Source organism: Paenibacillus camerounensis (genome assembly GCF_000723885.1).
Classification (GTDB): domain Bacteria; phylum Bacillota; class Bacilli; order Paenibacillales; family Paenibacillaceae; genus Paenibacillus_AQ; species Paenibacillus_AQ camerounensis.
Map to the genome: position 1 here is coordinate 1 of NZ_CCDG010000077.1, position 25059 is coordinate 25059.

At 44.2% G+C, this 25059-nt stretch carries 24 protein-coding genes and 1 riboswitch; of the genes, 1 reads left to right on the forward strand and 23 read right to left on the reverse strand.

Annotated features, from left to right (window positions below):
- The 19 genes from BN3772_RS25165 to BN3772_RS25255 all read right to left on the reverse strand — a co-directional run.
- On the reverse strand, positions 1 to 317 hold a 317-nt coding region (locus BN3772_RS25165; RefSeq protein ID WP_042203074.1), incomplete at its 3' end, for a hypothetical protein.
- A gap of 59 nt (positions 318 to 376) precedes the next feature.
- Positions 377 to 1357: a GBS Bsp-like repeat-containing protein gene (locus BN3772_RS25170; protein ID WP_052380679.1), complete on the reverse strand. Its 981-nt coding sequence runs from the start codon at positions 1355 to 1357 to the stop codon at positions 377 to 379.
- Positions 1358 to 1776: 419 nt separating this feature from the next.
- Positions 1777 to 2736: a discoidin domain-containing protein gene (locus BN3772_RS25175; protein WP_157643648.1), complete on the reverse strand. Its 960-nt coding sequence runs from the start codon at positions 2734 to 2736 to the stop codon at positions 1777 to 1779.
- 99 nt (positions 2737 to 2835) lie between these two features.
- Entirely contained in the window at positions 2836 to 4320 is a 1485-nt protein-coding gene (locus BN3772_RS25180; protein ID WP_167336694.1) for a discoidin domain-containing protein, read from the reverse strand.
- A 312-nt stretch (positions 4321 to 4632) separates the two neighbouring features.
- The gene (locus BN3772_RS25185; RefSeq protein WP_052380680.1) at positions 4633 to 6669 is read right to left on the reverse strand and encodes a PA14 domain-containing protein; all 2037 of its coding nucleotides are present in this window, start codon (positions 6667 to 6669) and stop codon (positions 4633 to 4635) included.
- A gap of 347 nt (positions 6670 to 7016) precedes the next feature.
- Positions 7017 to 8057, reverse strand: a complete 1041-nt coding sequence (locus BN3772_RS25190; protein WP_042203078.1) for an RICIN domain-containing protein — start codon at positions 8055 to 8057, stop codon at positions 7017 to 7019.
- A gap of 28 nt (positions 8058 to 8085) precedes the next feature.
- Positions 8086 to 10068 (reverse strand): RHS repeat protein, encoded by a 1983-nt coding sequence (locus BN3772_RS25195; protein ID WP_042203079.1) that lies wholly within the window; start codon positions 10066 to 10068, stop codon positions 8086 to 8088.
- A gap of 56 nt (positions 10069 to 10124) precedes the next feature.
- The gene (locus BN3772_RS25200) at positions 10125 to 12329 is read right to left on the reverse strand and encodes a carbohydrate binding domain-containing protein (protein ID WP_042203080.1); all 2205 of its coding nucleotides are present in this window, start codon (positions 12327 to 12329) and stop codon (positions 10125 to 10127) included.
- Between the two features lie 501 nt (positions 12330 to 12830).
- The gene (locus BN3772_RS25205) at positions 12831 to 14252 is read right to left on the reverse strand and encodes a hypothetical protein (protein ID WP_042203082.1); all 1422 of its coding nucleotides are present in this window, start codon (positions 14250 to 14252) and stop codon (positions 12831 to 12833) included.
- 255 nt (positions 14253 to 14507) lie between these two features.
- Positions 14508 to 15005, reverse strand: coding sequence for a WG repeat-containing protein (locus BN3772_RS25210; RefSeq protein WP_052380681.1), 498 nt, complete (start codon positions 15003 to 15005; stop codon positions 14508 to 14510).
- Positions 14992 to 15381, reverse strand: a complete 390-nt coding sequence (locus BN3772_RS25215) for a WG repeat-containing protein (RefSeq protein ID WP_052380682.1) — start codon at positions 15379 to 15381, stop codon at positions 14992 to 14994. Before BN3772_RS25215 ends, BN3772_RS25210 begins: the two co-directional genes overlap by 14 nt.
- Positions 15382 to 15440: 59 nt before the next feature.
- Positions 15441 to 15653, reverse strand: a complete 213-nt coding sequence (locus BN3772_RS30770; RefSeq protein WP_157643649.1) for a hypothetical protein — start codon at positions 15651 to 15653, stop codon at positions 15441 to 15443.
- Positions 15654 to 16075: 422 nt separating this feature from the next.
- On the reverse strand, positions 16076 to 16570 hold the full coding sequence (locus BN3772_RS25225) for a hypothetical protein (protein WP_157643650.1): 495 nt from the start codon (positions 16568 to 16570) through the stop codon (positions 16076 to 16078).
- A gap of 174 nt (positions 16571 to 16744) precedes the next feature.
- Positions 16745 to 18082: a 5'-deoxyadenosine deaminase gene (locus BN3772_RS25230; RefSeq protein ID WP_042203086.1), complete on the reverse strand. Its 1338-nt coding sequence runs from the start codon at positions 18080 to 18082 to the stop codon at positions 16745 to 16747.
- A 77-nt stretch (positions 18083 to 18159) separates the two neighbouring features.
- Positions 18160 to 18258, reverse strand: a riboswitch (purine riboswitch).
- A 171-nt stretch (positions 18259 to 18429) separates the two neighbouring features.
- Entirely contained in the window at positions 18430 to 18954 is a 525-nt protein-coding gene (locus BN3772_RS25235) for a GNAT family N-acetyltransferase (RefSeq protein ID WP_042203087.1), read from the reverse strand.
- A gap of 295 nt (positions 18955 to 19249) precedes the next feature.
- Positions 19250 to 19639, reverse strand: coding sequence for a hypothetical protein (locus BN3772_RS25240; RefSeq protein WP_052380683.1), 390 nt, complete (start codon positions 19637 to 19639; stop codon positions 19250 to 19252).
- Positions 19640 to 19643: 4 nt separating this feature from the next.
- Positions 19644 to 19946 (reverse strand): hypothetical protein, encoded by a 303-nt coding sequence (locus BN3772_RS25245; RefSeq protein WP_042203088.1) that lies wholly within the window; start codon positions 19944 to 19946, stop codon positions 19644 to 19646.
- Positions 19943 to 20284, reverse strand: coding sequence for an alpha-helical endospore appendage domain-containing protein (locus tag BN3772_RS25250; protein ID WP_042180317.1), 342 nt, complete (start codon positions 20282 to 20284; stop codon positions 19943 to 19945). Before BN3772_RS25250 ends, BN3772_RS25245 begins: the two co-directional genes overlap by 4 nt.
- 24 nt (positions 20285 to 20308) lie before the next feature.
- Complete coding sequence (locus BN3772_RS25255) at positions 20309 to 20602, reverse strand: nucleoside-diphosphate sugar epimerase (RefSeq protein ID WP_081947748.1); 294 nt, start codon at positions 20600 to 20602, stop codon at positions 20309 to 20311.
- Between the two features lie 181 nt (positions 20603 to 20783).
- On the opposite strand from BN3772_RS25255, the gene BN3772_RS25260 reads away from it, so the two are divergent.
- Positions 20784 to 21197 (forward strand): GNAT family N-acetyltransferase, encoded by a 414-nt coding sequence (locus BN3772_RS25260; RefSeq protein WP_052380684.1) that lies wholly within the window; start codon positions 20784 to 20786, stop codon positions 21195 to 21197.
- A gap of 47 nt (positions 21198 to 21244) precedes the next feature.
- Here BN3772_RS25260 and BN3772_RS25265 read toward each other — a convergent pair whose 3' ends face one another.
- The 4 genes from BN3772_RS25265 to BN3772_RS25280 are packed head-to-tail and all read right to left on the reverse strand — an operon-like array spanning position 21245 to position 24890.
- Positions 21245 to 21976 carry a sugar phosphate nucleotidyltransferase gene (locus tag BN3772_RS25265; protein WP_042180322.1) on the reverse strand — a complete coding sequence of 244 codons (732 nt, stop codon included), beginning with the start codon at positions 21974 to 21976 and terminating at the stop codon, positions 21245 to 21247.
- A 48-nt stretch (positions 21977 to 22024) separates the two neighbouring features.
- Positions 22025 to 22762 (reverse strand): glycosyltransferase family 2 protein, encoded by a 738-nt coding sequence (locus BN3772_RS25270; protein ID WP_042203089.1) that lies wholly within the window; start codon positions 22760 to 22762, stop codon positions 22025 to 22027.
- Positions 22759 to 24042, reverse strand: coding sequence for a glycosyltransferase family 2 protein (locus tag BN3772_RS25275; protein ID WP_052380685.1), 1284 nt, complete (start codon positions 24040 to 24042; stop codon positions 22759 to 22761). Before BN3772_RS25275 ends, BN3772_RS25270 begins: the two co-directional genes overlap by 4 nt.
- On the reverse strand, positions 24039 to 24890 hold the full coding sequence (locus BN3772_RS25280) for a glycosyltransferase family 2 protein (RefSeq protein WP_042203090.1): 852 nt from the start codon (positions 24888 to 24890) through the stop codon (positions 24039 to 24041). The genes BN3772_RS25275 and BN3772_RS25280 overlap by 4 nt, the downstream gene beginning before the upstream one ends.
- Positions 24891 to 25059 lie beyond the last annotated feature (169 nt).

The following is a 25059-nucleotide window of genomic DNA, read 5'->3' on the forward strand; positions in this document are numbered from 1 at the left end:
TACTTCTCTTTGATGGCCTGGATACGATCCTCTTGCGTTTCCATTTCTGGAGCCTCTGATGGATCAATCTCCTGGCCTTTCAAAATATAATCCGGGTACTCCTGTACAATGCCTGGAGTTGAATCTACCGCAGGGGCATCATAGGTTCCGGTTGACACGGTCTCTTCGCTCAAGGGTTCAGCAGTAATACTATCAGAATCTCTAGCAATACTGCCTTCCGCCGCCGCATAAGATGACCACATTTGCCCACCCAAATCAGGCAATACAATAGAAATAACCAATAAAATAATTAAAAGCTTACGTCCTAGATTCTTCATATCCTACTCCTCTTATAAATAAATATGTATCTTCATTATTAATGCATATAAGTACATGATTACTGAGCAATGACATTAGCAGTCCAAGCTCCTACATACTTTCCATCCGCATAGATGTGAGTAATATAGCTTCCTGTCTCGGAATTATGTTTGGAATAATACACAGTCGCTTTCCATACGCCATTGGCTACTTTCACTCCATCAATCCATTCAATATCATCCTGATCCTTGTATGCTGTCCAGGTTGGGAACTGAACCTTTGATGCTGCCGGATCTACACCGTAAATATAGACTTCGTAAGAACCATTTGAACGTTTGGGTTCCTTCGGTCCTGTCGTTCCACCGCTAACAGTAACTGTGGTTCCACCAATACCCAGTATCTTCCCATATTTGTCCAAATAATAGAAATGAGTAAAATAGTTCCCCGTCTCAAAGTTATGTTTGCTGAACGGAACACGTATTTTCCAAGTTGTATCATTTATCTTCTCGCCGGTAATCCAAGGATTCACAAGATCATCCTGCCCATTGTATTCAGTCCATGTAGGGAAACGAACCTCCGATACAGTTCGGGCAACTCCTTCTACATAAATCTCATAGAATCCATCTACTAATGATGCTGTTTGTGGACTTGTTATTTTCCTGGTGTCTTTAACTTGTGCGCTTACACCAACTATACCTTTCTGATCAATGTATACGTGTGTAATATATGTTCCTAGCCCGCCGTGATTTGAGAAAACTACAGTACCTTTCCATACACCTGCAGCTACTTTTTCTCCAACAATCCATTCAATATCGTCTTGTCCATCTTGTTCAGTCCATGTTGGAAAGCGCACCAAGGACACGGTATCCGGAACTCCCTTTATGTATATATCATATGAAACTGCCGTTAAGCTAAAAACATATGGTTCAGAAGAGTAGCCTTTCTGTCGTCCCTTTAGGTTTCCGTTTGAATCATATGTATATTGAATAATTGAATTATCCTGCTGAATCAGCGTCTCTAGTCTACCTTGGTTGTAAACAAATATCTGTTGTTTTGGCACTGATCCTCCCATATCTAAAATAATATAGCTGGACGTTGGAGCTTCAGCCGCTTCGGCAATTGATACTTACCCGAATAATAAACACATAAAGATAAACATACTTAGTTTAAGTCGATTCATTTTCAGCTCCCTCGAATTGATATTTAACATTTAAAACTAAGATAATAATCAGTAATACAAGATTTTTCTTTTATTTAAATACCGAATAAACTCCTGATGCAAGCTTAAGGAATACAGTTAGTCATCACTTGTAACTTCCTAAAGTTAGTTGCCATTAGAATTATAGTGAGAATAAATATATTTTCTGACGTCAGTGTGATATACTCCAATCTTTTGTATATCTCAGGGAGCTAATAATCTGAACATAATACCTCCCATATATTAAATTTTTAGAAAGAGCTTAGTAGTTAAAGTCCGGCCTATAATTTGACTCCATATGCACGAAAATCGGTAATATGTACTCCCGAGTTAGCAGAATTAGAATTCATATTTACCCGCATATAGCGAGCGCTAATGTTTTGCAACGTATAACTATCCCCTTGATCTGTAGCTACACTTGAATTTGTTTTCTTAGCAACCTCTATCCAATTCACCCCATCTACACTCGCTTCAATGTTATATGTATAGTAACGAGTTCCATCCACGTAGTTTCGTAGAACCACTCTATTTAGTTTATATATGTCTCCTAAATCAACCTTCCACCATTTAGATGTTCCGTTTAAGTCAACTCCCCAGAAACTATCATTTGTTCGATCTGTGTCATTCGCTCTAGAAGGTTGGTTTAAACCACTATATGATACTGCTGTTGCAGGTTTATATAGCGCTATTGACGCCTTCTCTCCATATGCACGAAAATCGGTAATATGTACTCCCGAGTTAGCAGAATTGGAATTCATATTTACCCGCATATAACGAGCGTTAATATTTTGCAACGTATAACTATCCCCTTGATCTGTAGCTACACTTGAATTTGTTTTCTTAGCAACCTCAATCCAATTCACTCCATCTACACTCGCTTCAATGTTATATGTGTAGTAACGGGTTCCATCCACGTAATTTCGTAGAACCACTCTATTTAGTTCATATATGTCTCCTAAATCAACCTTCCACCATTTAGATGTTCCGTTTAAGTCAACTCCCCAAAAACTATTATTTGTTCGATCTGTATCGTTGGCTCTAGAGGGTTGGTTTGAACCACTATATGCAATTGCAGTTGCTGGCTTACCCAAAGCAATGTCATTATTATATGTTTTCTTGATAACGTTTCCGTTCTTATCGTATTGATATGAATAGCTGGCACCGTTAACCATGTCTTGATTTACTAATCTCCCTTCCGAATTATATTCATAATACTCGGCATAAATATAATTGCTAAACAAAAACAGGAAAAGTACACTTGCTAGAACAAAGCTTATAGTTCTCCGAATGTTAATTCCACTCCTTAGTTTTCAATGTTAGCCCATATCTTATCTTTCCACTCATTTTATAATCCGGAACTCATTAAGCTGAAAGTAATATCCTCCATTATCGTCAGTGCCCAGTTTAGTAGCATATACCCGTATATACCGGGCAACTACAGGAGTTTTAAAAGTGAAAGTTTTTACGGAACCGTTGTTTATATAGCCTGAGTATGACTGCCCCTCTATATCTGTCCAGAATTTAGCATCATTGCTGCTCTGTATTGTGAAATCAACAGGAAATCCAAGATTACCTCTTGGAGTCAATTCAATACCTCTAATTGTTTGTGTAGCTCCTGAATCAACAGCTACCCACTCTATACTAGTCGATGGATGACGCGCTATACTCGTCCAGGTGGTTGAAGGGTTCTGATCAACCAGCCGGGATGCCGGCCAACCGCTTGTTGTAGACGATGTGGCTACAGTAGATGCCTGAAGCTTCACTTCAGCAAGCTGAAAGTAATATCCTCCATTATCGTCAGTACCCAGTTTGGTAGCATAAACCCGTATATACCGGGCAATTACAGGTGCATCAAAGGTAAAGGTTTTAACGGAACCGTTGTTTATATAACCTGTGTAGGACTGCCCTTGTATATCAGCCCAAGATTTGGCGTCGTTACTGCTCTGTATTCTAAAATCAACAGGAAATCCAAGATTGCCTCTTGGGGTTAATTGAATGCCACCGATCATTTGAGTTGTCCCCGCATCCACGACCACCCATTCTGTACTCGCCGCCGGATAACGGGCTATACTTGACCAGACTGTTGAAGGATTTTGATCAACCAGCCGGGATGCCGGCCAACCATTCGTTGTAGAGGAGGCCGCTACAGTGGATTCCTGAACCTTAATATCAGCAAGCTGAAAGTAATACCCTCCATTATCATCAGTACCAAGCTTGGTAGCATAAACTCTTATGTATCTCCCTATGACCCTGGAAACAAATTCAAAAGTATGAACAGAACCATCGTTAATATAATTGCTGTAAGACTGTCCCGGAATATCTATCCATGTTTCCGCATCATCACTGGATTGTATTTTGAAATTCACCGGAAATGCCAGCTTGCCCCTTGGGGTTAGCTGAACCCCGCTTACAATACTATTTTTCCCGATATCCACGGTCACCCACTCCGCTTCACTATCAGTTCCCTTATTCTTACTTGACCATAATGTACCGGGATTATTATCACTTAATTTATACGCCTCCCAGCCCTCTATACTTGAGGATGTAAAAACAGGATAGCCTGGTGTGGGAACCTTACGTTTAAGATTTCCGTTTCGGTCATACAGATAATAAGTAACGTTGTTCGATGAATTAATCGTATACTCCAAGCGGTTGCCTGAATCATAATGGTAGACTATATTAGACTCAGCAAACGCGAAAGGCGGAGCCAAGACTATAAACACTAATAAAAAACCAATAATCTTATAATATTTCACTAATATCCCCCACAGATCTTCAAACAAAATTTGAATACGATTCTGCTTATCCCCCCGTTTTTGATTCAAAATAAAAAACCCATGTAGAATATCGCACAATGGGTTCCCGCCATTCAGTACATTTGCACTAATGTATGAAATGAAATTTCCCTCATATGTATTTTCCTTCACAATCATAAGGGATTACATAGAATTTGAAAATGGTTGTATTTTGTCGAAAAATAGGGAATTGAGTAGAAATAAATGAATATTCTGCACTATTTATGACAATATAAAGAAATGCATAATAAACTACTCCTTCTTATCAGACAGATGTTCATTTACGCAAAAACCTCAGACGGAAAATTCGTCTGAGGTTTTGCTGATGATTGACTTCATTATTCAATAACTCTTTATCTTCATTTTCAAATTACCGTTAGAGTCATAATAATAGCGGACAATATCAGAATTAGGATATCTTATATAGTCTAATCGTCCATTAGAATCATAATGATACTCTAGTGGAGCATATGAAACTGGTGGTAAGTATAACTGAGATTGAGGTACTGTCTCTTTTACCTGGTTATTACTGGACCAAGACAATCGAAAAGACGCTCCGCCCCCATTTTCAAAATATTCAACCCGAATGCGGTATTTAAACCCAGCGGTCAAATATATAGGAAGACTAGTTATTTCACTGGCTTGAGTAATCCATTTATCTATTATTAGCTGATCATTAACCCAAACACGAACACCATCATCCGAATCAGCATAGAATGTATATGTTTCGCTCAATTTTGGTTTTATGTATCCAGTCCATCTTACAGAAAAAGTATCTTCACCGATGCCCGGATCTGGAGAACCATTTCCCCAACTAAAATCAACTTTACCATCAGTGCGTATCGTTTTCAGTTCTGTTAAATCCATATTATTATAGTACTCCCCCATAAGACCAACACCTTGCAATTCGACAGGCGGGTAAAGATACATCTGAGGTACAACCTCTTTCATTTGTGAGAGACTTCCCCATAGAAGGCTAATTGCTGCGCCACCTGAATTTTCATAATACTCCAGTTGAATATCATAGTGATTACCAGCTATTAAATTTATCTTGCTACTTGCAAATTGTGCAGATTGATCTCCCCATTGATTAAGGATTAACTGGCCATCTATCCATAAACGTACTCCATCATCTACATTCACATAAAACGTATAGCTCTCGCTATACTTGGCCTCTAATGTTCCTCTCCATCGCACTGAAAAAGAGTCCGATTTCATATTAGGGTCGGGAGAATTGGCTCCCCAATTAAAATTTATGCTAGGATCTGTACGACACATTTTTAGGTTACTAAGATCCATGGAGTTATAATATTCCCCTGCGAGTCCTACCCCTTGAACTCCTTGAGGTGGATACAATACATTTTGGGGTATTACTTGTTTGACTTGACTTGCACTCGACCATTTGAGTATTGCAGCAGCTCCTACTGTATTCTCGAAGTATTCAATTCGAATATCATAATTTTGTCCTGAGCTTAGACTAATAGGTAAACTAGTCAGTTCACTAGCCTGTACCTTCCATTTATCAATTATTAACTTCCCGTCAACCCAAAGCCTGACACCATCATCTGAATTTATGTAAAAAGTATAACTTTCACTATATTGAGGTTTGACCGTACCTGTCCATCTTACAGAAAAATTATCCGCTCCTATTGAATCGTGTGGAGCATTCTCACCCCAATTAAAATTAACATTGGCATCTATTCGTGTTAATTTTAGTCCAGTAAGGTCAGAGTTGTTGTAATATTCTCCTTTTAATCCCGTTCCCGGACTATCTTGAGGTGGATACAATTGGCTTTGGGGAACAACTTGTTTGGTTTGGCTTGTACTTGCCCATTGTAATATTGCAGCGGCACCACCGTAATCCTCATAATACTCGATACGGATTTTATAGCTCTGTCCAGCTTTCAAATTAATAGGGAGGCTTATTAACTCACTTGCCTGTGCTGCCCATTTATCAATAATCAATTGACCATCAATCCAGATTCTAACCCCATCATCCGAATTCATATAAAATGTATAAACCTCATTGTATTTAGGTTTAATCATTCCTGTCCATCTTACAGAGAAAGTATTTTCTCCTATTAAAGAACCTGGTGATCCAGAACCCCAATTAAAATTCACAGTTGAATCTATACGCGTGAACTTTAACCCAGTAAGGTCATTATTGTCGTAATATTCACCCTTTAATCCGTTAAGATTATCAGCAGCTAACGCATGCGGAATCTCCCCAACTATAGGAAAATTAGTAGTAATCGGGATTTTAATAGAAACATTATTAGTAAAGACAATAATAATAATGAGAACAAGAGCTATCCTATATATAAATTTCATTTTCTTCAATCCCCTAATATAAAAGTTCCTTTTCTTAAAATCTTTCACTAACATCCCTCCATGAACAAATCAATATAAAGATAAAGATTTTTCCTCGTGTCTCCTTTCTCCTCCTTACATTCTTACCAATCCATACTAACCATGTGGAATTTCACACGATGCCATCCGTCATTCAGTCAATTGCACCACTGTATGAATTAAGTTTCCTTCATATGTATTTTCCTTCCCCATCATAAAGGATCGACTTCATTATGGAAATAGTTGAAATTTGTAGGATAACATAAATATAGTAGAGATTCAGCGAATAATCCGTATATAATTTCATCCTAATCCTCAATTATATCTAAATTGCACAAAAAGAGCGTAATGAGAGTCTCAGACGATTTTGTTTGAGCTTACTTAATCAATTTCCACTGTTGCGAGGTAGTTCCATTCGCTGTATAGATTTGTAATTGAGTGCCGTCTATACTGCTTCCACCCGGTGTATCCAGCATCTTATTACTGTTTACGTTCATTAATGTATATACGCCGTTAGTAATTTCTGTTAAAGTCCACTGTTGTGAAGCCGTTCCATTATCGTCCCAAATCTGCACACCCGATCCATTCGTAACACCACCACCTGCCACTTCTAAAGCTTTACCACTATGAACATTTATTAATTTATATCGATTACTTCCCGTATCAAATATCTTCCATCTTTGAGCCGTCGTATTATTGGATGTCCAAACTTGTACAGGTGTTCCATCAGCTGTTTGCCCCCCTGAGACATCTATAGCTTTTCCATTACCGGCATTTATTATTTTGAGTTCTGTACCATTTGAAAGTGCCCTTACCATTTTCCATTGTTGAGCTGTTGTTCCATTCCCAGTCCATATTTGTACAGTTGTACCGCTACTCACACTTCCGCCTGCTACATCAAGCACTTTATTACTATTAACATTAACAAATGTGTAGATATCATTTCCATTACTAACCAAGCGCCAATTTTGAGCATCTGTTCCATTATCATTCCATAATTGCCCTCGGGTTCCATCCGTTATTTTACCATCTGCTACATCAAGAGCCTTGCCGCTGTTTACATTAATTAACTTATAGGTATTGTTTGGCGCATTACATAGCAACCACCGCTGTGCATCCGTTCCGTTATCTGACTCAATCTGTACTTTTGATCCATTGTTTGTGTCCCCCGCGTATACATCTAATGCTTTACCACTATTGATATTAATAAATTTATATTCCGAATCCTGGCATGTTAAACTCTTCCTTCCGATCATATTTCCGTTATTATCATATTGAAAGCTTATGTACTTCCCTTCTGAAACACTAACCAAGCCTAACTGTCCTGATTTCGTATAAGTATATTTCATAGCAGTAGCTGAAGGAGCAGTACCAAGGGCAAATATACAGATAAATATAAATAGGATGTACTTTTTCATTTAGAGTTTCTCCGTTTCATAAGCCTCATCATTCTGCAGCTTTTATTAAATTTCCGTTTAGGTCATATGTATATTTGACGACTCTATTATCCGGATATCGAATTTCTAGTAGTCTTCCATTGGAATCATATTGATAAGTAGTTAATTGTTCAATTACAATATCATCCAGTGAAAGGGCGCCCCCATTTCTAATTCCCCACAATAAATAATAATTATCTTGATTCCCTGTAGTGAACGTTACGGTCTTTGTTCCTTTCGTTCCTGAGATTTCATTCCAACTTGTCCAGCCTATGACTTCTACATTATCGATACCTCTCGCAAAAAAATAAAAGTGCCGATTAATATCCTCAGGTTGCATATCAACGGACTTATACGAGAAGCTAACCGAGTAGGTTGTGTTCTTTAGAAACTTCACTCTACTTGTATCAGTAACTGCAATATTAGCCCATTCTGTTGTCTTAGCGGAATTCAGATAAGCTGAATACATTCCACTGACAACTTTCAAAGGATCTTTTGTTATGATTCCGGAATCGGATAATAATCCCGTGCTACTATATGAACCTCGTTCAAAAGATTCACTACCTTTTCTGATAACTATATCATCTAAAGAAATAGCGCCCCCTTTATGAATGCCCCAGATCAAATAATAATTTTCTTTATTTCCGGTTGTGAATGTTACTGTCTTCTTACCTTTATTTCCAGTTGCCTCATTCCATGTCGTCCAACCTTTATCTTCTTGATTATCAGTACTCCTAGCTAAAAAGTAAAAATAACGATTACTATCCGTTGAATCCATATTCAATGATTTAAAAGAAAAAGTGACACTGTAAGTTGTGTTTCCTTCGAATATATATTTATCAGGGTTGCTATAAGCAAACTCTTTCCAATCTTCGCTCATTGTCGAAGTAAGATAGGCAGAGTATTGTCCGCTGATCACTTTATCCGGTTCCTTTGTGAGAACACCTGAACCTGCTCTAAAGGATGTCTCTGCAAATGAACCCTTTTCAAAGGATTCACTCATCTTTACAATATCTATATCATCAATAGAAAGTGCACCACCATTGTAAATACCCCAAATCAGGTAATAATTCTCCTTAGCCCCGGTAGTAACAGTTATGACCTTAGTGCCACTGCTTCCGCTGGCGTCAGACCAAGTTGTCCATCCTTTATCTTCAGCTTTATCCTGGCTTCTTGCCAGAAAATAAAAATACTGATTGCTATCATTTGATGCCATGTTGATGGATTTGTATTTGAACGTAACCTGGTATGTAGTATTCTGTTCAAACTTCACTTTATTAGTATCAGTGTATGCAAACTCTTTCCATGTCTCAGACTGTACCGAGTTAAGAAAAGCAGAAAATTGCCCACTGATTACTTTTGCCGGATCGTTTGTTATACTACCGGAGCCTGCAAGAAAATTAGTCTGATTAAAGGCACCCTTTTCAAACGACTCACTGCCAGCTGAAGTTTGCTTTATAATCTGGATGTCATCAATGGATATGCTTCCCCCGGCGTGAATACCCCAGATTAAATAATAGTTATCCTTACTTCCAGTCGTAACTGTCATTGTTCTTGTACCTGTGCTTCCACTTACATCGTTCCAGGTAAAATAACCTTTATCCTCTTTACCATCCGTACTACGTGCTAGAAAATAAAAAAAGCGGTTTGGATCTTGAGGTTGCATATCTATCGATTTATAAGAAAATGTTACATTGTAAGTCGTATTTTTCTCGAATTTCACTTTTGCCGGATCGGAATGATTGAATTCCTTCCATACTTCCGATGTCTGAGCGCTTAAGAAAGCAGAGTATTTTCCATTTACAATTTTTTGCGGATCATTGGTAATGGCCCCGCTAACCGGGATGTAATTAGTTCCCGTATAAGTTCCTTTTTCAAAGTCTTCTTTGACAGTCAGTGTGTTCTCTGCAGCAAAGGTTTTAAATTGAGGAAGGCAAAACGCTAATACAATACAAACGACAATAATGTTGATAAATTCCATACTTTTTTCCAAAAAAATGTACACCTCTTTTGGTATAGTCTCTTGTACTTAAAATTCTTCAAAAAAAATTAATTATATTTAAAATTGACTGAGTCCAAATGGAACATTCCTGCACCCTGATCACCAGTTGATCTCAGCAGAAAATATACAGTAGCAGTTACCGCAGTACTTGGTACAGTTCCGTTATTGGCTAACACTACGTATTTCCCATTCACTTCTGCCGTTTCTTTAATGTTACTCGAAATAACAGATCCATTTTGCGCGTAGAAGTCAATATACATCTGGATCTTAGATCGGTACAACATATTTACATCGAAATAGCTTTCGACACTGAAAGATTTATTTGGAAACACACGGATATTCTGCGATATACCTACATAATTATTATTTTGCAAGTCCGCAGCGTAAACTTTTAGCGACTTATGCCCCTGACGAATCCTTGAACCATCATCTTTAGTGGCAGCCATTATTCTATTCGTGAGATTTCCATTACGATCATATTTGAACAAAATGCTAAATGATTTATCACCATCCAATAAACTCTGCATTGCTAAACGGCCATTGGATGAATAACTATTGTTTACAGCTCTATCTACTGGATTATCCTTGACTAAAAAAACTCCCCCAGCAAGCTCTAGCTGTTTATGAATAGTCCAATTATGTGGAATCTCTGTTCCAAAATTATTAATTTCAAAATCTCCGTTACTTAATAAATTGGTGTCATAGCTAAAATTCATATCGTCAATATAGATGCTTGCAGAACCGTTATTTTGGGTAGCTCGAATTAGAGCATATACACGGGTATAAACAGCATTTGAAGGTACTTTCCCTGTATTTGAGATTGTTATGTATCCCCCATACGTAGTATTGGAGTGTTCAACTACATTCGCATCAAGATATGCTCCTTGGGCTGAGAAGAAGTCAGCGTACAGTTGGATCTTCGCATTATTAATACTTTCAACTTTAAGCCTGCCGCCGATTGTATAGCTTTCGTTTGGAGATACCTTTAATATTTGACTTACTCCCACATATTCATTTGCCCTAATGTTCGAGGCATTTATATATTGAACGCTATTTCCATATTCCTCTGTTTTTATTTGAAAGCTATGCGTGTCCAAACCGTAACTGGGAAGCCAGCCGTTTCCTATGGTAGAGGAGCCTTGACTTTCAAAATTACCATTAGAAAATTGATTAGAATCATCGGTATATTGGAAGTTCAGAGAATCTGCATAAATTGTTCCAGAGCCACCTGCCTTAGTCCCTCTAAGAAGTACATATATTACAGCGTAAGTTGCATTGTCCGGTATTCGCCCAATGTTAGACAAGGTGATATAACCACCGTTTGATAGTTGATCATATTCAATAATGCTAGCATCTATATAATTAGTAGAATTCATAAAATCTATGTAGATTTGAGCCTTCGCATTGGAAATTGCCTCAATAAATAAAGACCCGCTTATATGAAATCTCTTCCCTCCGTCAATTTTCAGTTTCTGAAGTACGCCTACCGAGCCGTTTACAGATAACGAAGAAGCTGATATTTTCTGAGCTTTAGTTCCACTCATTACTGGGTATGCTACAGTATTTATTGATGAATTAGATGATAAACTAACATAATCCCAATCATTAGAAGTACTTTGATCATTTTTAACATTCTCAAAATCTGCATTTCCAATTAAATTGGAATCATTCGTATACTTAAATACTAGATTATCTATTATAACGTCACCTGATCCACCGTTAGAGGTTGACCGAATTAATGCATAGATGACCACTGAGGATGTATCCGGAACGATACCATTACCGCCTAATGTTAGATACTGAATACTAGCTTCACTTGGCAGATCAAATACTTTACTATCCACAATCGTATTTCCTTGATAAAAATCAGCATATAACTGAACTTTTGCATTGGATATCTTTTCTATAAAGAATCTACCACTAAAGGTATATGACCTACCCGGTTCCACCCTCACAGTTTGTTTGACAGCCGAAATTTCGTTATAGGGTTGGTTATTAACTGATATCTTTTGTGCCTTACTCCCCCCTGAAATCGGATAACCAACAATATTAAAAACACCCGTCCCATGCTTTCCCCAACCATCCGCTACACCCGTATTACTGGTTGTATTCTCAAAACCCGGATTAACTATTAAGTTTTCGGAGCTGACAGAATCAGCAAGTACGTGTTTCAGGTCAGACAGCCCTGTTGAAATGAAAAGCATTAGTACAATAAGCGTTATTGAAAGCGTCTTTTTAAATAATAGTTTCATTTACAATTCCCCTTAATTCATAATTAAATTTAAGTGATAGCTAAATTGATAACAGTAGCTTTGCTTCAAATAACCTCCTATACACTTTCAAAATATCAGTACGCACAAAAAGCCCACGCAAACAGACCAACGTGGGCATAATTCATATTTGTGAAATTAACCACTTCCCGCCTAACACAATCATATGACAGAAAATCACATTTTAAAACGGTGTTATTTTGTCGAACTTTGAATTATTATGTAGATGCGATAAAGAAATTAGGTATTTTGTCTTACTATGGACTATCGTTCCAGACCAAGTTGTAAACCCCATATCTCCCGATAAATGAGCCAGTTCAGCTCCTTAGCTTGATAGGTTTATTCTACAAACCTTTTTTATGTCCGACTAAATGTTAACGCCCCAGTTGGAGATAGTCCACTAGCCGAGAGAATTAAAGTTATTTTAAATGAAAAAGAAGGGTTATTATACTAACTTTTCATCACCATCTGCAAATATGTGAATTAAACAGAGATATCCATCAATTTCACTTGATCTTTCAATAGAAAGCGGTTTAAATCATTTTGGTTAGTAGACGACAAGGAATGGATAAAACGATTCCAGTCACTGGCATAGTTTTGATTCACCCAAGCGCTAGTGTATGCGTTATAGCGAGCTAATTGACCACTCTGCATGTCATTCATTTTGTTTTTATATAAAGCGACAAACGTGTTCAGATCGGATCGAAACGCTGCATTGACGTCATCGGCCCGAACGTTGTCCACCATTTGCTTAATCAGGCTCAAAACAGCTTTTTTGTCATAATCCGCTGCATACGCTTCTTTATTCCGCACAAATGGATCTTTCCGCTGCTGCTCAATATAGGCAACTGCCCGATCAATCTCTCCCTGAATAAATCCGCCGAACGCTTGATCAAGCTTAGATTTTATGCGATCGCTTACTTGAAAATGACCGGAGATCATTTCATACTTCATGGCAGCAAGACCCAGTTTGAAGCCCAGTTCTTCTTCAGAGCGGTTAGATGTTTGAGAACGATCTTGCAATTGTGTTAGAGCTTTGACCATCGTGCCGGCTGCTTGCAAATCGTCGATACTATATCCATTCTCACTCTTAATTGACATTTCCGATTGCTGCGAATTTAGTGCATACCGAAGCTGTTCTCCCATGAAATCGCCTGCTGTCAATAGCCATTCGTCCCGTGTCCCCTCAACGCTGGCGTAGTCGGGATTCTCCTGGATAAATTGCATATAAGTTGTTTTCCGCTGTTCGTAAATATCGAGGAAGCTGCTCCGTATAGCTTCTTGCTCGCCTGGCACGCCGCTTGCTTCCAAGAATCCACCGACCGATTCGGCAAAGTGATTGGCAGATTCGCCTACCCGTTGAGCAAACATATCATCCAGCTTTGCCAATTCGGTTGCTTGCTCTTCTCCGGTAAATTGGCGTTCAATCCGACTCTTGTATTGGGCATATTCCGAAGCAAAGTAATCAATCTGTTGTCCAACCTCATCCAACGTTGTTTCTCCGATCATCATCCCATGCGTTTGCAAGTTGAAGTCTACATGCTTCCAGGAAATGACCGAATCTCCGCCTGTTGCTCTTTTATTGGCCAGCGCTGCTTCTGGATCGGATATGCTTTCCGTCCAGATCGAGCCATCTTCATTTCTTCCGATGCGAATCGTAGATGTTGCGGCCCGGAGAATTGCCTGTTCCCGCATGCTATTCGCATTCGCCCGATAATCTTCGATCCCGATCGCATTCATTTGATTTGTTAGAATAATGGCTGGCTTCCACGGCTGCAATAAAGAATTCGTGGAAAACGAACCAGCGATCGGGGACGTGACGGATGGAAGACGTTCAGGTTTTTGTTCAATGATGTATGAGTCATTACGTAGTGCAAAGCCATAAGCAAACATGTTTAGCTGCATAATGCCACCTCATTTTTTATGTATCGGTTGAACGAGTTCAAGAGTTCTCATTATTAGTGTCGGCATAACAGATTGAAGAATTTAGAAAAAATGAGATCTATTCACACAGATTGTTTCCCCGCAATTGTAATTTGAGGGAAAATCCGTGGTGTAGTGTGTAAAGTTGTGTCTACAAATGATTACTTATAGTTCGTCGGCGGTTGCCTAAAGCATAATTTTCAGTCTATTGCGAAATCCCCCCGATCAATTGTACATTCATTTATAAATCTCAATAATTCCCTTCTTATCTACACCATTCTCTACATTGATGACGATAGCGTAGGGACCGTTCATTTCTCCCAAAAAGTCAAAGCTTGGCGCAAGCCGTTGCTCTCCATGTAATCCCATTAAGCCATATTTGCGAACCTTCATACTTTCATCTGTAAAAATATAGCCAGGGATCACATTCAAATACTTATCATAATAAAATGCACTAATAAAAAATGCGGAGTCGCCCAAGAAAACATTATTTCCTTCGCTATCGATAATGCAGTATAAGTCTTTTGAGACGAAGGCAAGCCCATCCTTAAATTCTCCAACCTCAATCATCCGGCCTTCCGTAGCGTTGTACGGGTAAAAATCAATTGCTATATTTCCACCATAATCTATATACGCCCAGGCATCCCCATCCTCCGTGTAATCCGACACTTTGACAGCGGCTTTGCCTTCACTAAAATTCCCGGCGTCATCATACTTTAATTCAACACTTAACACTTACCTGTCTGCTTTTTCCTTTTTTATCAATGTATGAAGTCTTCCCGTCCATGCTTACCACAGCAACACCGTCATAGAAACGGCCAATACTATCGTATTCAACCGGCAAAACCGTTTCTCCATTTGTGTCTATCACCTTATATTTTCCGTTACTGCCCTTAACCGCAATCCAATCCTCATCTACAAAAAACAAATCGGCATAGGCACCGGCCTCCACAACCCATTTCCACTTTAACTCATCGTTGTATGTTGGCAATTGGGTTGTTACCTGATCCGAAGCATACTTGCTGCCGTACTCTACAGTAGAGCAGCCGGATAATAGAACAATAGATATAGCAATTACTCCAATTATTCTAAATACAGTTATCATCTTCATCCCCCAGACATCCAAAAAAACCACATGGAGTTCAATCACAGGCGGCTGTATCTTATTTCCTATTTTTCTATCTCGAAGTAAAGTACGTCACTATTTAGATCAAGATAAATTTCACCTGTAACATACTTTGAACCCATCATAAAAGAATTTAATTCCTCGCTGTAACTCCATTTTTGAGTCTTTCCATTAAAATCATAGTCTAGTTTAGGCTTTAGATTCACTGTTTCCCAAGTATAGGTAGCTTTAAGATTCATTATCGAAGCATGATCCAAAAACACGTATCCCCTCATCCAATAGGCAGTGGGTCCAAAATCGTCGTTAAATTTTTTTGCGCTCCAATAAACCTTTTGAATGTTTTTTAAATTTGGAATCCGATCACTGACAGGTTTAATATCTGTTCTGTACTGAACCTCATTTTTAGTCGGTGAATACATAGTAAAGCCTAATGCAGCAATAAATAAAAGGAGAATGGCACCAACAACAATCAGCTTTTTTCTTTTTGAAAATTTCAGTTTTCACGCCTCCATCTAAATACCTTAAGCCCTATAACTATCCAAATCCTTAAATTATATCTTCGGGCAGAAAAGTTTTTATGACATCGTAAAAAATATCATTCCCCTTAACCTCAACGCCATTGACAAAAGCAGATAATATATTGGCAAATATCAGTAAAATAAGACATCCTGAAATAGATTTATTTTTTCCATTCCTGCAACAAAGCATGATTCACCAGCCTCCCACAAATCACGCTACTACAATCCAGAAAATCGCAGTATATGTCCTCGAACATTTTTGAAACTGCAGCCTTCTCCATATATACAAAAGTGGGATCAGGTACCCAATCTGTGCGGCTACTGCAAGTAATCTTAACAAGGTTATCCTCTTCTTCGAATAGAAGCAGTCTTTCTGTTCCCTGTTCGAAAAAATCTAATTCAAAGGCGTATATGCCCGCTCTGGTTTTGTCTAAAATATCAGGAACCTGTTCAATAACAGTGCACAAGTCTGTTCTGCAATCAACAAGCCAATTATCTTGCCCAAAACCGCCGGCATCGAACGATACTGCTTTTGAAATTTTAAACGCATCGCACATACACGTTAGAATTCCCACCACAGCATTGTTTTCCAAATCGGATGGCATATATTCTGTTTCGGGTATACTTTCCAACGACTTTAACCGTACTAACTTCATCCTAAAAATATGAGCTCCGCCCTTCCTTATAGGGTTCGGCACCATCCCCCCCTACAATATCTCCACAAAAAAACAGCCCACAACCGTGGGCAGCATTCACACAAATCAATCATATGTTAAAAATCCAGCTGGCGAAACAGTGGTATTTTGTCGAATGTGTCGATAATATACACCTCAGCTAACCTGCGTATGCACCAGCAATCTTTTAATCGAACGGTTGGCTTCATGCAGCACAGTGTCTTTATCTACGGTCTTCAGCAGGCCTTTATCCATCAAAATCTCGCCGTCGACAATCGTCGTCTCGACATCGGCGCGGGTGGCGGAGTAGACAATCCGGGAGATTGGATCGACATCATAGGACGGGAAGGTGTGGAAGTTGTAGAGGTTCAGGATCGCCAGGTCGGCTTTTTTGCCTACCTCAATGCTGCCGATCTGGTCTTCCATGCCGACTGCCTTGGCGCCGCCGATGGTCGCCATGCGGAAGACGCTGCGCGCGTCCATGGTGGTCGGGCCGTGGTGGGGCTTCTGGATGACTGCGGCCAGACGCATTTCGTTGAACATGTCGAGGTTGTTGTTGCACGGCGCGCCGTCGGCACCCAGACTGAGGTGGATATGATCGTGCAGCATCCCCGGCGTATCGGCGATCCCTGAAGCCAGCTTCAGGTTGGAGCCCGGGCAGTGGCTGACATGCACCCCGCGGTCGCGCAGAATCCGCTTCTCCTCAGCATCCAGCCAGACGCAGTGGGCCAGAATCAAGCGTTCATTCGCCAGCCCCAGGTGATCGAGGTATACAACATTGCGCATGCCGGTCATGGCCTGAACGATCTCAATCTCACCCTGATTCTCTGAAGCGTGGGTGTGCACCTTGACATTATAACGGGCAGACAAGTCACGCACTTCCTTGAGCAGCGGCTCTGTACAGGAGATCACGAATCGAGGTGAAAAAGCGTACTGAATCCGCCCGTTGCCGTAGCCGTTCCATTTTTCCAGCAGATCTACACTCTCCTGCAGCGAAGCCGCCGTGTCCTCCTGCAGCGCTGCCGGGACGTCGCCGCCCTTCTGATCCATCATCACCTTGCCCGAGAGGGCACGGATGCCGCTTTTGGCAATGGCCTGGAATGCAAAATCTGTATGGTTGACCGTCTCCATATCAACAATCGTCGTTGTGCCGCTGGAGATCAGCTCCCCGATCCCGAGCATGGCAGAGTAATACAGCGATTCCTCATCATGGGCGGCTTCCAGCGGCCAGATCCGTTTTCGCAGCCAGTCCATCAGCTCAAGGTCATCGCCTTTGCCGCGGAACAGCGTCTGGCAGAGATGAATATGCGTCTGCACAAAGCCCGGAATTACCGTCCGGTTCGTTGCATCAATAACCCGCTCATCCCCCTGGGCCGTAAGCCCGCTGCCGATTTCTGTAATCAGATCATCTTTGATCCGGATATCCCCGTGAACGATTTCTTCCTGTTTGTTCATTGTAATAATCTCCGCGTTTTTGATCAGTATGTTCGCCATGTCCGTTTCCCCCTCGTTCAATTCACAGATCGCTTTCCGCACAGCCAAATCCAGATAACATAAAAAGGCCACAAAAATATGCCGCAGCATATTTTCGTAGCCAGAAATTTACGGTTCCCGGTAGAGACCCTTAAACCAATTATTAAGGATATACGAAAAAAAGGATTATTCAATTGGTTCTGAATAACCCCATAATAAACGAAGGACAAAACCCATGTCAACATATTTAACATTTAAATCAGAATCGATACTATATTTCACCTTTTATTATGAAATTCCTCAATTCAGCGTAACTTTATATAACATAACATTAAATTGCATTAGCAACGGCCATACGTCTGAGAAGACTATTCCTGGTCTTGCACCAGCACCTTCTCAAATACCGGAAAGCTCGCCGTACGCTGCGGGAAAAAGATCTCGCCTCTGCGTTCATATCCGAGCTTCGGATACAAGGCCAGAGCGGGCGTGTTTTTGGAATAGGTGTCCAGCCGAATGCTGCTGTAGCCTGCTTCAAGGGCATATTGCTCAGCGTATATAGTCAGCTTCCGTGCAATGCCCTTACCCTGGGCTTCGGGATGAACAGCCAGCCGGTGCATAATCAGCGCCTTCCCCTGCTCCTGTCTCCACTGAATCTCCCGGTACAGCTCATTCGGATGCTCGTCCAGCACAAGAATGCCGGCAACCGCACCGTCGTCTATATATGTGTATAAGGTCCCTTGCTCAATATCCTGTCCAATGATTTCACGGTTAGGATAGCTGTCATCCCACTGGTCGCTGCCGCCCGCCTGCATAACCTGTACGCATCTGGCGATCAGCTTCATAATCTCTTCCATATCCTCTGTCCGCGCTTTACGGATGTCATTACTGCTCATGGTACCCCTGCTTTCCGTGCCTGAAAATTTGAATCTCTCAATGATTCACTAGTGAAGTTTATCACATCAGAGGCCAAATTCAATAGCCCGGCACCAAACCGCAGCACCGCAGCAGGGCCTGCCCTTACTATACAGGCAAGCCCGTGGCGGATGATCCGGATTATCCCCGTCAGGCAGCGCAGAAAGGTCCAGCTGCTGAAAGGAGCCTGCCGGAAAGAGCCTCAGTTGCTGTTAACGGCAGCGCTCTCCTGACAGACTCCATTACCATCCTCAGCCATTACACCCGTGCCGTTAATCAGCCCAGCTCCAGCTTATGCCCGTCCTCGAAGCCCTTGGCGAAACCGGCGTCGAACCCCACGTTGTATGCTTCGGTGTAGCCCTGCTGATAGGCGTCTCCCGCCGGCGTTTCCGGAGAGACGCCCAGATCCGGGGGGAGCGGAACGACCAGCGGAGCAGCCGGCGTTACCTGGACCGGCGGCTGGACAACCACCTGCACTCTCCGGGCCGCAATCCGGCGGCGGAGTCTTCTTTTTTTACGCAGCAGCAGGCCTCTCTTCGTCTTGCCTGAACGCAGCTTGCGGACTTTACGCCCCGCCCCTCTGCGGATTTTGGCCTTCCGTGTTACCAGCAGCGTCCGTCTCTTGACTGCTCTGCCTGCGCGCTTGGTCACTTTCTTTCTCTTCATCCGTTTACTCCTCCTGTACTCCATTTGCTCGTCGCGGCGCCCTTTGCGCATGCTTATTAAGCCATGGTGCCGCAGGCTTTCCCTGCTTAGGCTGATGCAGCGAAATACCGGACATCATCCGGCACATGGCGCTTTGATATTGGCTTAGGATTCTGATATTGTCACTCAGCTTGCGGGCCGTCAGCTCCGATTGCCCCGTAATTTCGGCGATACTCTCCAGTATCGCAGCCAGTGCGGCCTGGCTGCGGGCAATGGAGCGGATCATCTCCAGCTTGACGGCGTGTTCGGAGAGAAGCCCGCCGCTCATTTGCTGTCGTCCCCGAAGTCGAAGCCGTCACCGGACATGCCGCCGAAGCCTTCGCCGCCTTCTTCCTCGCCGCTGCCCAGCACCGCCTTCAGGTTACTGTACAGCCCGTTTTCCAGCTTGGTCAGCCCCTCTACCATCTCCACAATTACCTCATGGATGGAGAGAGTCTCTTTCAGCTGCTCTTCATGGTTGTCGAAGGATCTGGCGTGGATGTGATGATGCGTCCACTGCTTGACCTTTTCCGCCTCCACCGCTTTGGCCTCGAGAATCATCGCGATGTTCCACTGGATAGTAGCGGTCGACTCCAGCATTTGCAGATAAGCCTTTTCCCTGCTCATATTCCGCCTCCTGCTCTTTAAGCGCTACTCTTCATCCTGGCCGCCTAATTCCTTGATTACCCGGCCTACCCCCTCAGCCATTGCCTCCTCCAGATCAGCAAGTGCATTCAAATAAGCGATGATATTCTTGTTGATCTGGCCGTGGCTTTCGACCAGCCCGCTGAATCCGCCGAAATCAGGCTCCGCATCCGGCAGATCGTGGACTATTTGCGACATACGGACGGCAACGTGGCGTTCGGCGTCAAGAATCCGCGCCATCTGTTCGTGCGTATGGGCCATGTGCTGCAGCACTTTGGTTATTTTATTCTGCACCTTCATGTCTCCTTTGCTCAAACGCCCTGCTACAGCATATGCGGCAGAAGCCCTGTCGGTGCGGAGGAACAGGGCTTGCTGCGGCACAGATGCTATGGGTATCAGGAATATATTGACAGGTGGTTAGGGAGGCGCACTTGAGCAGGAACTGGGGCTGAAGCTGGCGCCGGCTGTCCTGGATGATGAGATGCTGTATGCAATCCAGGTGCGTTATTCCAAAGTGCTGCAGAATGCAGAGCACTATCTCTGGTATACATGCTGGGCTGTAATTCACAGGGAAGAGCAGCAACTGATCGGCTTCCTCATTCTAAAGGGACGTCCGAACGGGCAGGGCGAGGTCATTATCGGATACGTGATCGATGAGGGCCACTGGGGAAAGGGCTATGGGACAGAAGCGGTGCGGTGCTTGAGCGATTGGATCTTCAGTCATCCTGAGGCACAGTGGATTATCGCTGATACCGAGCCGGACAACACGGGCTCCCACAAGCTGCTGCAGCATCTGGGCGCAGAACGATACCGTGAGACTGATGAGCTGATCTGGTGGAGAATCGGCCGGCCGCAGACGCAACAGCCCGCTTTTACCGGATCAAATCCTGCATAAAGCCCGTACATGAGATACTGCCCCTATGTACAGAAAAACACGCCGCCCTAAGGCAGCGTGTTCTTCAGCTTTTCTCCGGCCTCCTGCAGGGACTGGAACGTTCCGGCGTCACTCCACCATTCCTCGAGCACATCATAGCTGAGCTTACCTTCTCCGGCATAAATATTGTTCACATCGGTAATCTCCAACTCTCCGCGGTTCGAAGGCGCAATACGCCTGATAATGCCAAAAACAGCCTCGTCATACATATAGATACCAGTCACGCAAAAATTAGTTTTCGGCTGCGCCGGTTTTTCTTCAATATAAGCAATCAGGGAAGCATCCGTAGCATCGAACACCGGAACCCCGTACCTGCGGGCATCCTCAACCGGCTTCAGCAGCACTTTTGCCGTCCCTTGCGGCTGTTGCATATACTTCTCAATATAAGGCGTCAGATCATCCATAAAAAGATTGTCACCCAGCAGCACGACAAACCGTTCACCCGGGAGAATGAATCCTTCCGCCAGCTCCAGCGCCTCTGCGATGCCTCCTGCAGCCTCCTGGATTTTGTAGGTTAAGTTTACGCCGAATTCCGCACCGCTGCCTAAAAAATCCGTATACTGCCCCGCAGACTGCTTGCTGATGATCAGGAGAATATCGGTTATCCCGCCCCGGCGCAGCCGGTCTATGCCGTAACACACCATAGGATATTTGCCGACCGGAAGCAAATGTTTGTTCATCAGCCGGGTCAGCGGATGAAGCCTTGTTCCTTTTCCGCCCGCCAGTATGACTCCTTTCACTTACTTTCCTCCTTTATTATCTGTGTCTTTAGCCTTCGGGCCGGCAGGTTAGATGAACTGTGCCGGATCTAAATGCCATTTATCTATAAAAAGCTTACGGTTACGCTCCACCAGCTCCTGAAGCTCTGCTGAATAAACCTGCTTGAAGCTTGCGCTTCCTTCATGATGCACCAGGCAGTCGCCGCCAATCAGCAGCCGGAAGCCCTTCAGCCTTGCACGGTAGCAATAATCATCGTCCTCGTAATGCCCCGGCGAATACCGCTCATCCAGCAGGCCGACACGGTCGAGCACGGTTCTTTTGAATAAAAAACACAGACCTACAATCCGCACGGTTTCCTGCCATTTCACACGATCAGGAACGTTAGCCGCCAGCGCCTCAGCATGAAACCCGGGCATATCGCTGTAAGACGTCCTTACCTGCTGCCGCCCGCTGGCATAATTCGTCACCGGTCCGACAATGCCGACTTCAGGCGCGCTGTACAAGGCTCCCTTCAGATTCGACAGCCAGTTATGCGAGACAATGACGTCATTGTTCAGCAGCAGCAGATCGTCACCCGAAGCCAGCTGCAGACCCATGTTGCAGGCAGCCGGAAAACCGCGGTTCTCAGGAAGCGATATGAAGGTCAGCCGGTTTTTGCGGCAATAGGCTGCCGTACCGTCGTCGGAAGCGTTATCGACCACAATGATTTCATAGGGCGAAGCTGTGTGCTGCCTGATTGATTCGACACAGGCCTCCAGCAGCTTACGCCCGTTATAGGTTGGGATAATGATGCTGGTCAAGGTCATAACGCATTCCTCCAGGCTGCCAGCCTGCTGCGCTGCTCCTGCAGGCTTGGGGCAGAATGCGCTTCGTCCTGTTCCGGCACGATATGAACGGCTTCAGCATGGCCAGATCGTTGCATATGACTGATATGCTGGCCGATTATGATATTCAGTGCTTCGGCATGATCTCCGGCTATCAGCTGCTCCATCTTGTTGCCGGCTCCGGTATTGTCCCGGCGCAGCCGGTTTTGCTTGAATACGTTGACTGTGCCTGCTTTTTGCACCTGCAGCTGCTTCAGCAGCGCGAGCGCCTGCGCTTTGGGCGGCACCATCAGCTCACGGTACCCGATCATTTCCAGCGCCCGCCGGGACAGTGCATGGGGCACGGCAGTCATCGAGCTTGCTCCGAGATCACTCCGGCCAAGCACTATATTGAGGTACAGCTTGCAGCGTGTGACAGAATCGCTGAGCTTGAAAGGCGGCAGCAGATGATCCAGATCATTCAGCGCTACATCTACTCCACCGTCTACCGCTGCTGTAAAGCCGGCCAGCTGCGGAGCAGGAATAACCATATCACCATCAAGAAACAACAGGATATCGCCCTTGCTGAGCTTGGCTCCAAGCGCACGGCCTACATCATGGCCTGCCGATTCCGGGATATGCACAATTATTGCCTGCCTGCATGTACGGGTACGCTGAAGGCTGTTGTCCGTGCACCCGTTGAGCACTACGATAATCTCATCAGGCGCCAGCCGCTGCACCTGCTTCAGCAGCAGCGGCAAGGTCTGCGCCTCGTTCCTTGCCGAGATAATGACTGACAGCGTGCCGCGCCGTTTGCCGGAAGGCTGCTGTGCCTGCTTCGCGCGGGCCGCATTCGGCTGCCGGCGGGCTACGGGCTTGGGGCCGGCAGCCCGCTTTTTGCCGGAGGCCGGGCGGCCGCCGGATTTGCGGACTCTGCCGGACACAGGACGCTTGCCGGAGCCGAGTGCGGACACAGATACAGCACCGGCAGCAGTGTCAGGCGGCGTCACAGCCGCTAATCGGGTGAAACCGCTATGCCCGGCAGCGGATGCCGCGCTGATGACGGAATTACGTGCTGCGGCGACTGCCGGGCCGATGCTGGAGTTATGTGCTGCGGCGATTGCCGGGCCGACGCTGGAGGTACGTGCTGGCGCGATTGCCGGGCCGACGCTGGAGTTACTTGCTGCGGCGACTGCCGGGCCGATGCTGGAGGTACGCGCTGCGGCGGCCGGCCGTTTTCTCTGCTGCTGATGCTTTCTGTACTTTACGCCTGCCGCCTTCATCGCACCATCTCCCTTCGCCGTCCTGCATCATCATAACCTGCCCGTTCTCCCCTGCGTTCAAGCAGCATCGCGACCGCCGCCAGGTGATCGCTGAGAATGACCTCCTGGAGAGGGTCTCTGCCGCCGTCCTTTCGGCGGACCGCATTCATCTTGCCGACCTGCACCTTATGCACCGCCCTCACCTTCAGTCCGTCCAGCACTGCGCGGGCATACGCCAGCGGCGGTCTGGAGAGGATTGCGCTTCCCAGCAATGACAATGCCTTACGGCTGATTGCATGGGGCACCGCAGTAAGGGAATAGCCCTGCAGGTCAGGCCGGCCAAGCATAAGGTTGAGCGTATGCTTGGAGAGCACCACCGGATGCGGAATCCGGCTGCGGACCGGGCCGGAGTAATCATTCAGCGCCACGTCTGCCCCACCGCTGACCGCCTCCACGAAAGGGCGCAGCTCCGCTGCCGGGATGACCATATCCCCGTCAGTAAACAGCAGAATTTCTCCGCTCGCCGCCTCCGCTCCTACGCTCCGCCCCACATCATGCCCAAGCGGCTGCGGAAATGTAATAACCTTTGCACCCATCCTCTGGGCAATTTCTGCTGTATTGTCGGCGGAACCGTTGACTATCACAATAACCTCACAGCGCGGATGAACGCCTCTGGCTCCGGCAATAACAGCAGCAATCGTTCCCGCCTCATTCATAGCCGGAATGATTACCGACACATAAGGCTCCGGGTGATTCACTACAGGGATTGCTTCCGCAGGCCGCTGCTGCCGGGAGTTCCTCCGCACTGCTTGAGAAGCCCGCCGCCCCGAGCGGCGGGCAGATGTTCGTCTATGCTGTTTCAAGCTCATCCACCTTCCTTCGGAGGGCACACTCCGGGCTGAGGGTTACACCACAGTCTATGTAATCTGCCGTCCTCCGTAACGGCAAATGTCTCTCTTTGTACAGATAATTGGACAAATGCCGCCTGACGGATATTTGTCCATAAGCCTGTCTGCAGCAGCTGGCACCTTACGTATA

What these genes read in the sequence shown, in the direction of transcription:
- BN3772_RS25190 (WP_042203078.1), bottom strand. Translation starts at nt 8,057, where the DNA reads ATGAAAAAGTACATCCTATTTATATTTATCTGTATATTTGCCCTTGGT.
- BN3772_RS25200 (WP_042203080.1), bottom strand. Translation starts at nt 12,329, where the DNA reads ATGAAACTATTATTTAAAAAGACGCTTTCAATAACGCTTATTGTACTA.
- BN3772_RS25205 (WP_042203082.1), bottom strand. Translation starts at nt 14,252, where the DNA reads ATGCAGCTAAACATGTTTGCTTATGGCTTTGCACTACGTAATGACTCA.
- BN3772_RS25215 (WP_052380682.1), bottom strand. Translation starts at nt 15,381, where the DNA reads ATGAAGATGATAACTGTATTTAGAATAATTGGAGTAATTGCTATATCT.
- BN3772_RS25225 (WP_157643650.1), bottom strand. Translation starts at nt 16,570, where the DNA reads ATGAAGTTAGTACGGTTAAAGTCGTTGGAAAGTATACCCGAAACAGAA.
- BN3772_RS25230 (WP_042203086.1), bottom strand. Translation starts at nt 18,082, where the DNA reads ATGGCGAACATACTGATCAAAAACGCGGAGATTATTACAATGAACAAA.
- BN3772_RS25235 (WP_042203087.1), bottom strand. Translation starts at nt 18,954, where the DNA reads ATGAGCAGTAATGACATCCGTAAAGCGCGGACAGAGGATATGGAAGAG.
- BN3772_RS25240 (WP_052380683.1), bottom strand. Translation starts at nt 19,639, where the DNA reads ATGAAGAGAAAGAAAGTGACCAAGCGCGCAGGCAGAGCAGTCAAGAGA.
- BN3772_RS25245 (WP_042203088.1), bottom strand. Translation starts at nt 19,946, where the DNA reads ATGAGCGGCGGGCTTCTCTCCGAACACGCCGTCAAGCTGGAGATGATC.
- BN3772_RS25250 (WP_042180317.1), bottom strand. Translation starts at nt 20,284, where the DNA reads ATGAGCAGGGAAAAGGCTTATCTGCAAATGCTGGAGTCGACCGCTACT.
- BN3772_RS25255 (WP_081947748.1), bottom strand. Translation starts at nt 20,602, where the DNA reads ATGAAGGTGCAGAATAAAATAACCAAAGTGCTGCAGCACATGGCCCAT.
- BN3772_RS25260 (WP_052380684.1), top strand. Translation starts at nt 20,784, where the DNA reads ATGCTGTATGCAATCCAGGTGCGTTATTCCAAAGTGCTGCAGAATGCA.
- BN3772_RS25270 (WP_042203089.1), bottom strand. Translation starts at nt 22,762, where the DNA reads ATGACCTTGACCAGCATCATTATCCCAACCTATAACGGGCGTAAGCTG.
- BN3772_RS25275 (WP_052380685.1), bottom strand. Translation starts at nt 24,042, where the DNA reads ATGAAGGCGGCAGGCGTAAAGTACAGAAAGCATCAGCAGCAGAGAAAA.
- BN3772_RS25280 (WP_042203090.1), bottom strand. Translation starts at nt 24,890, where the DNA reads ATGAGCTTGAAACAGCATAGACGAACATCTGCCCGCCGCTCGGGGCGG.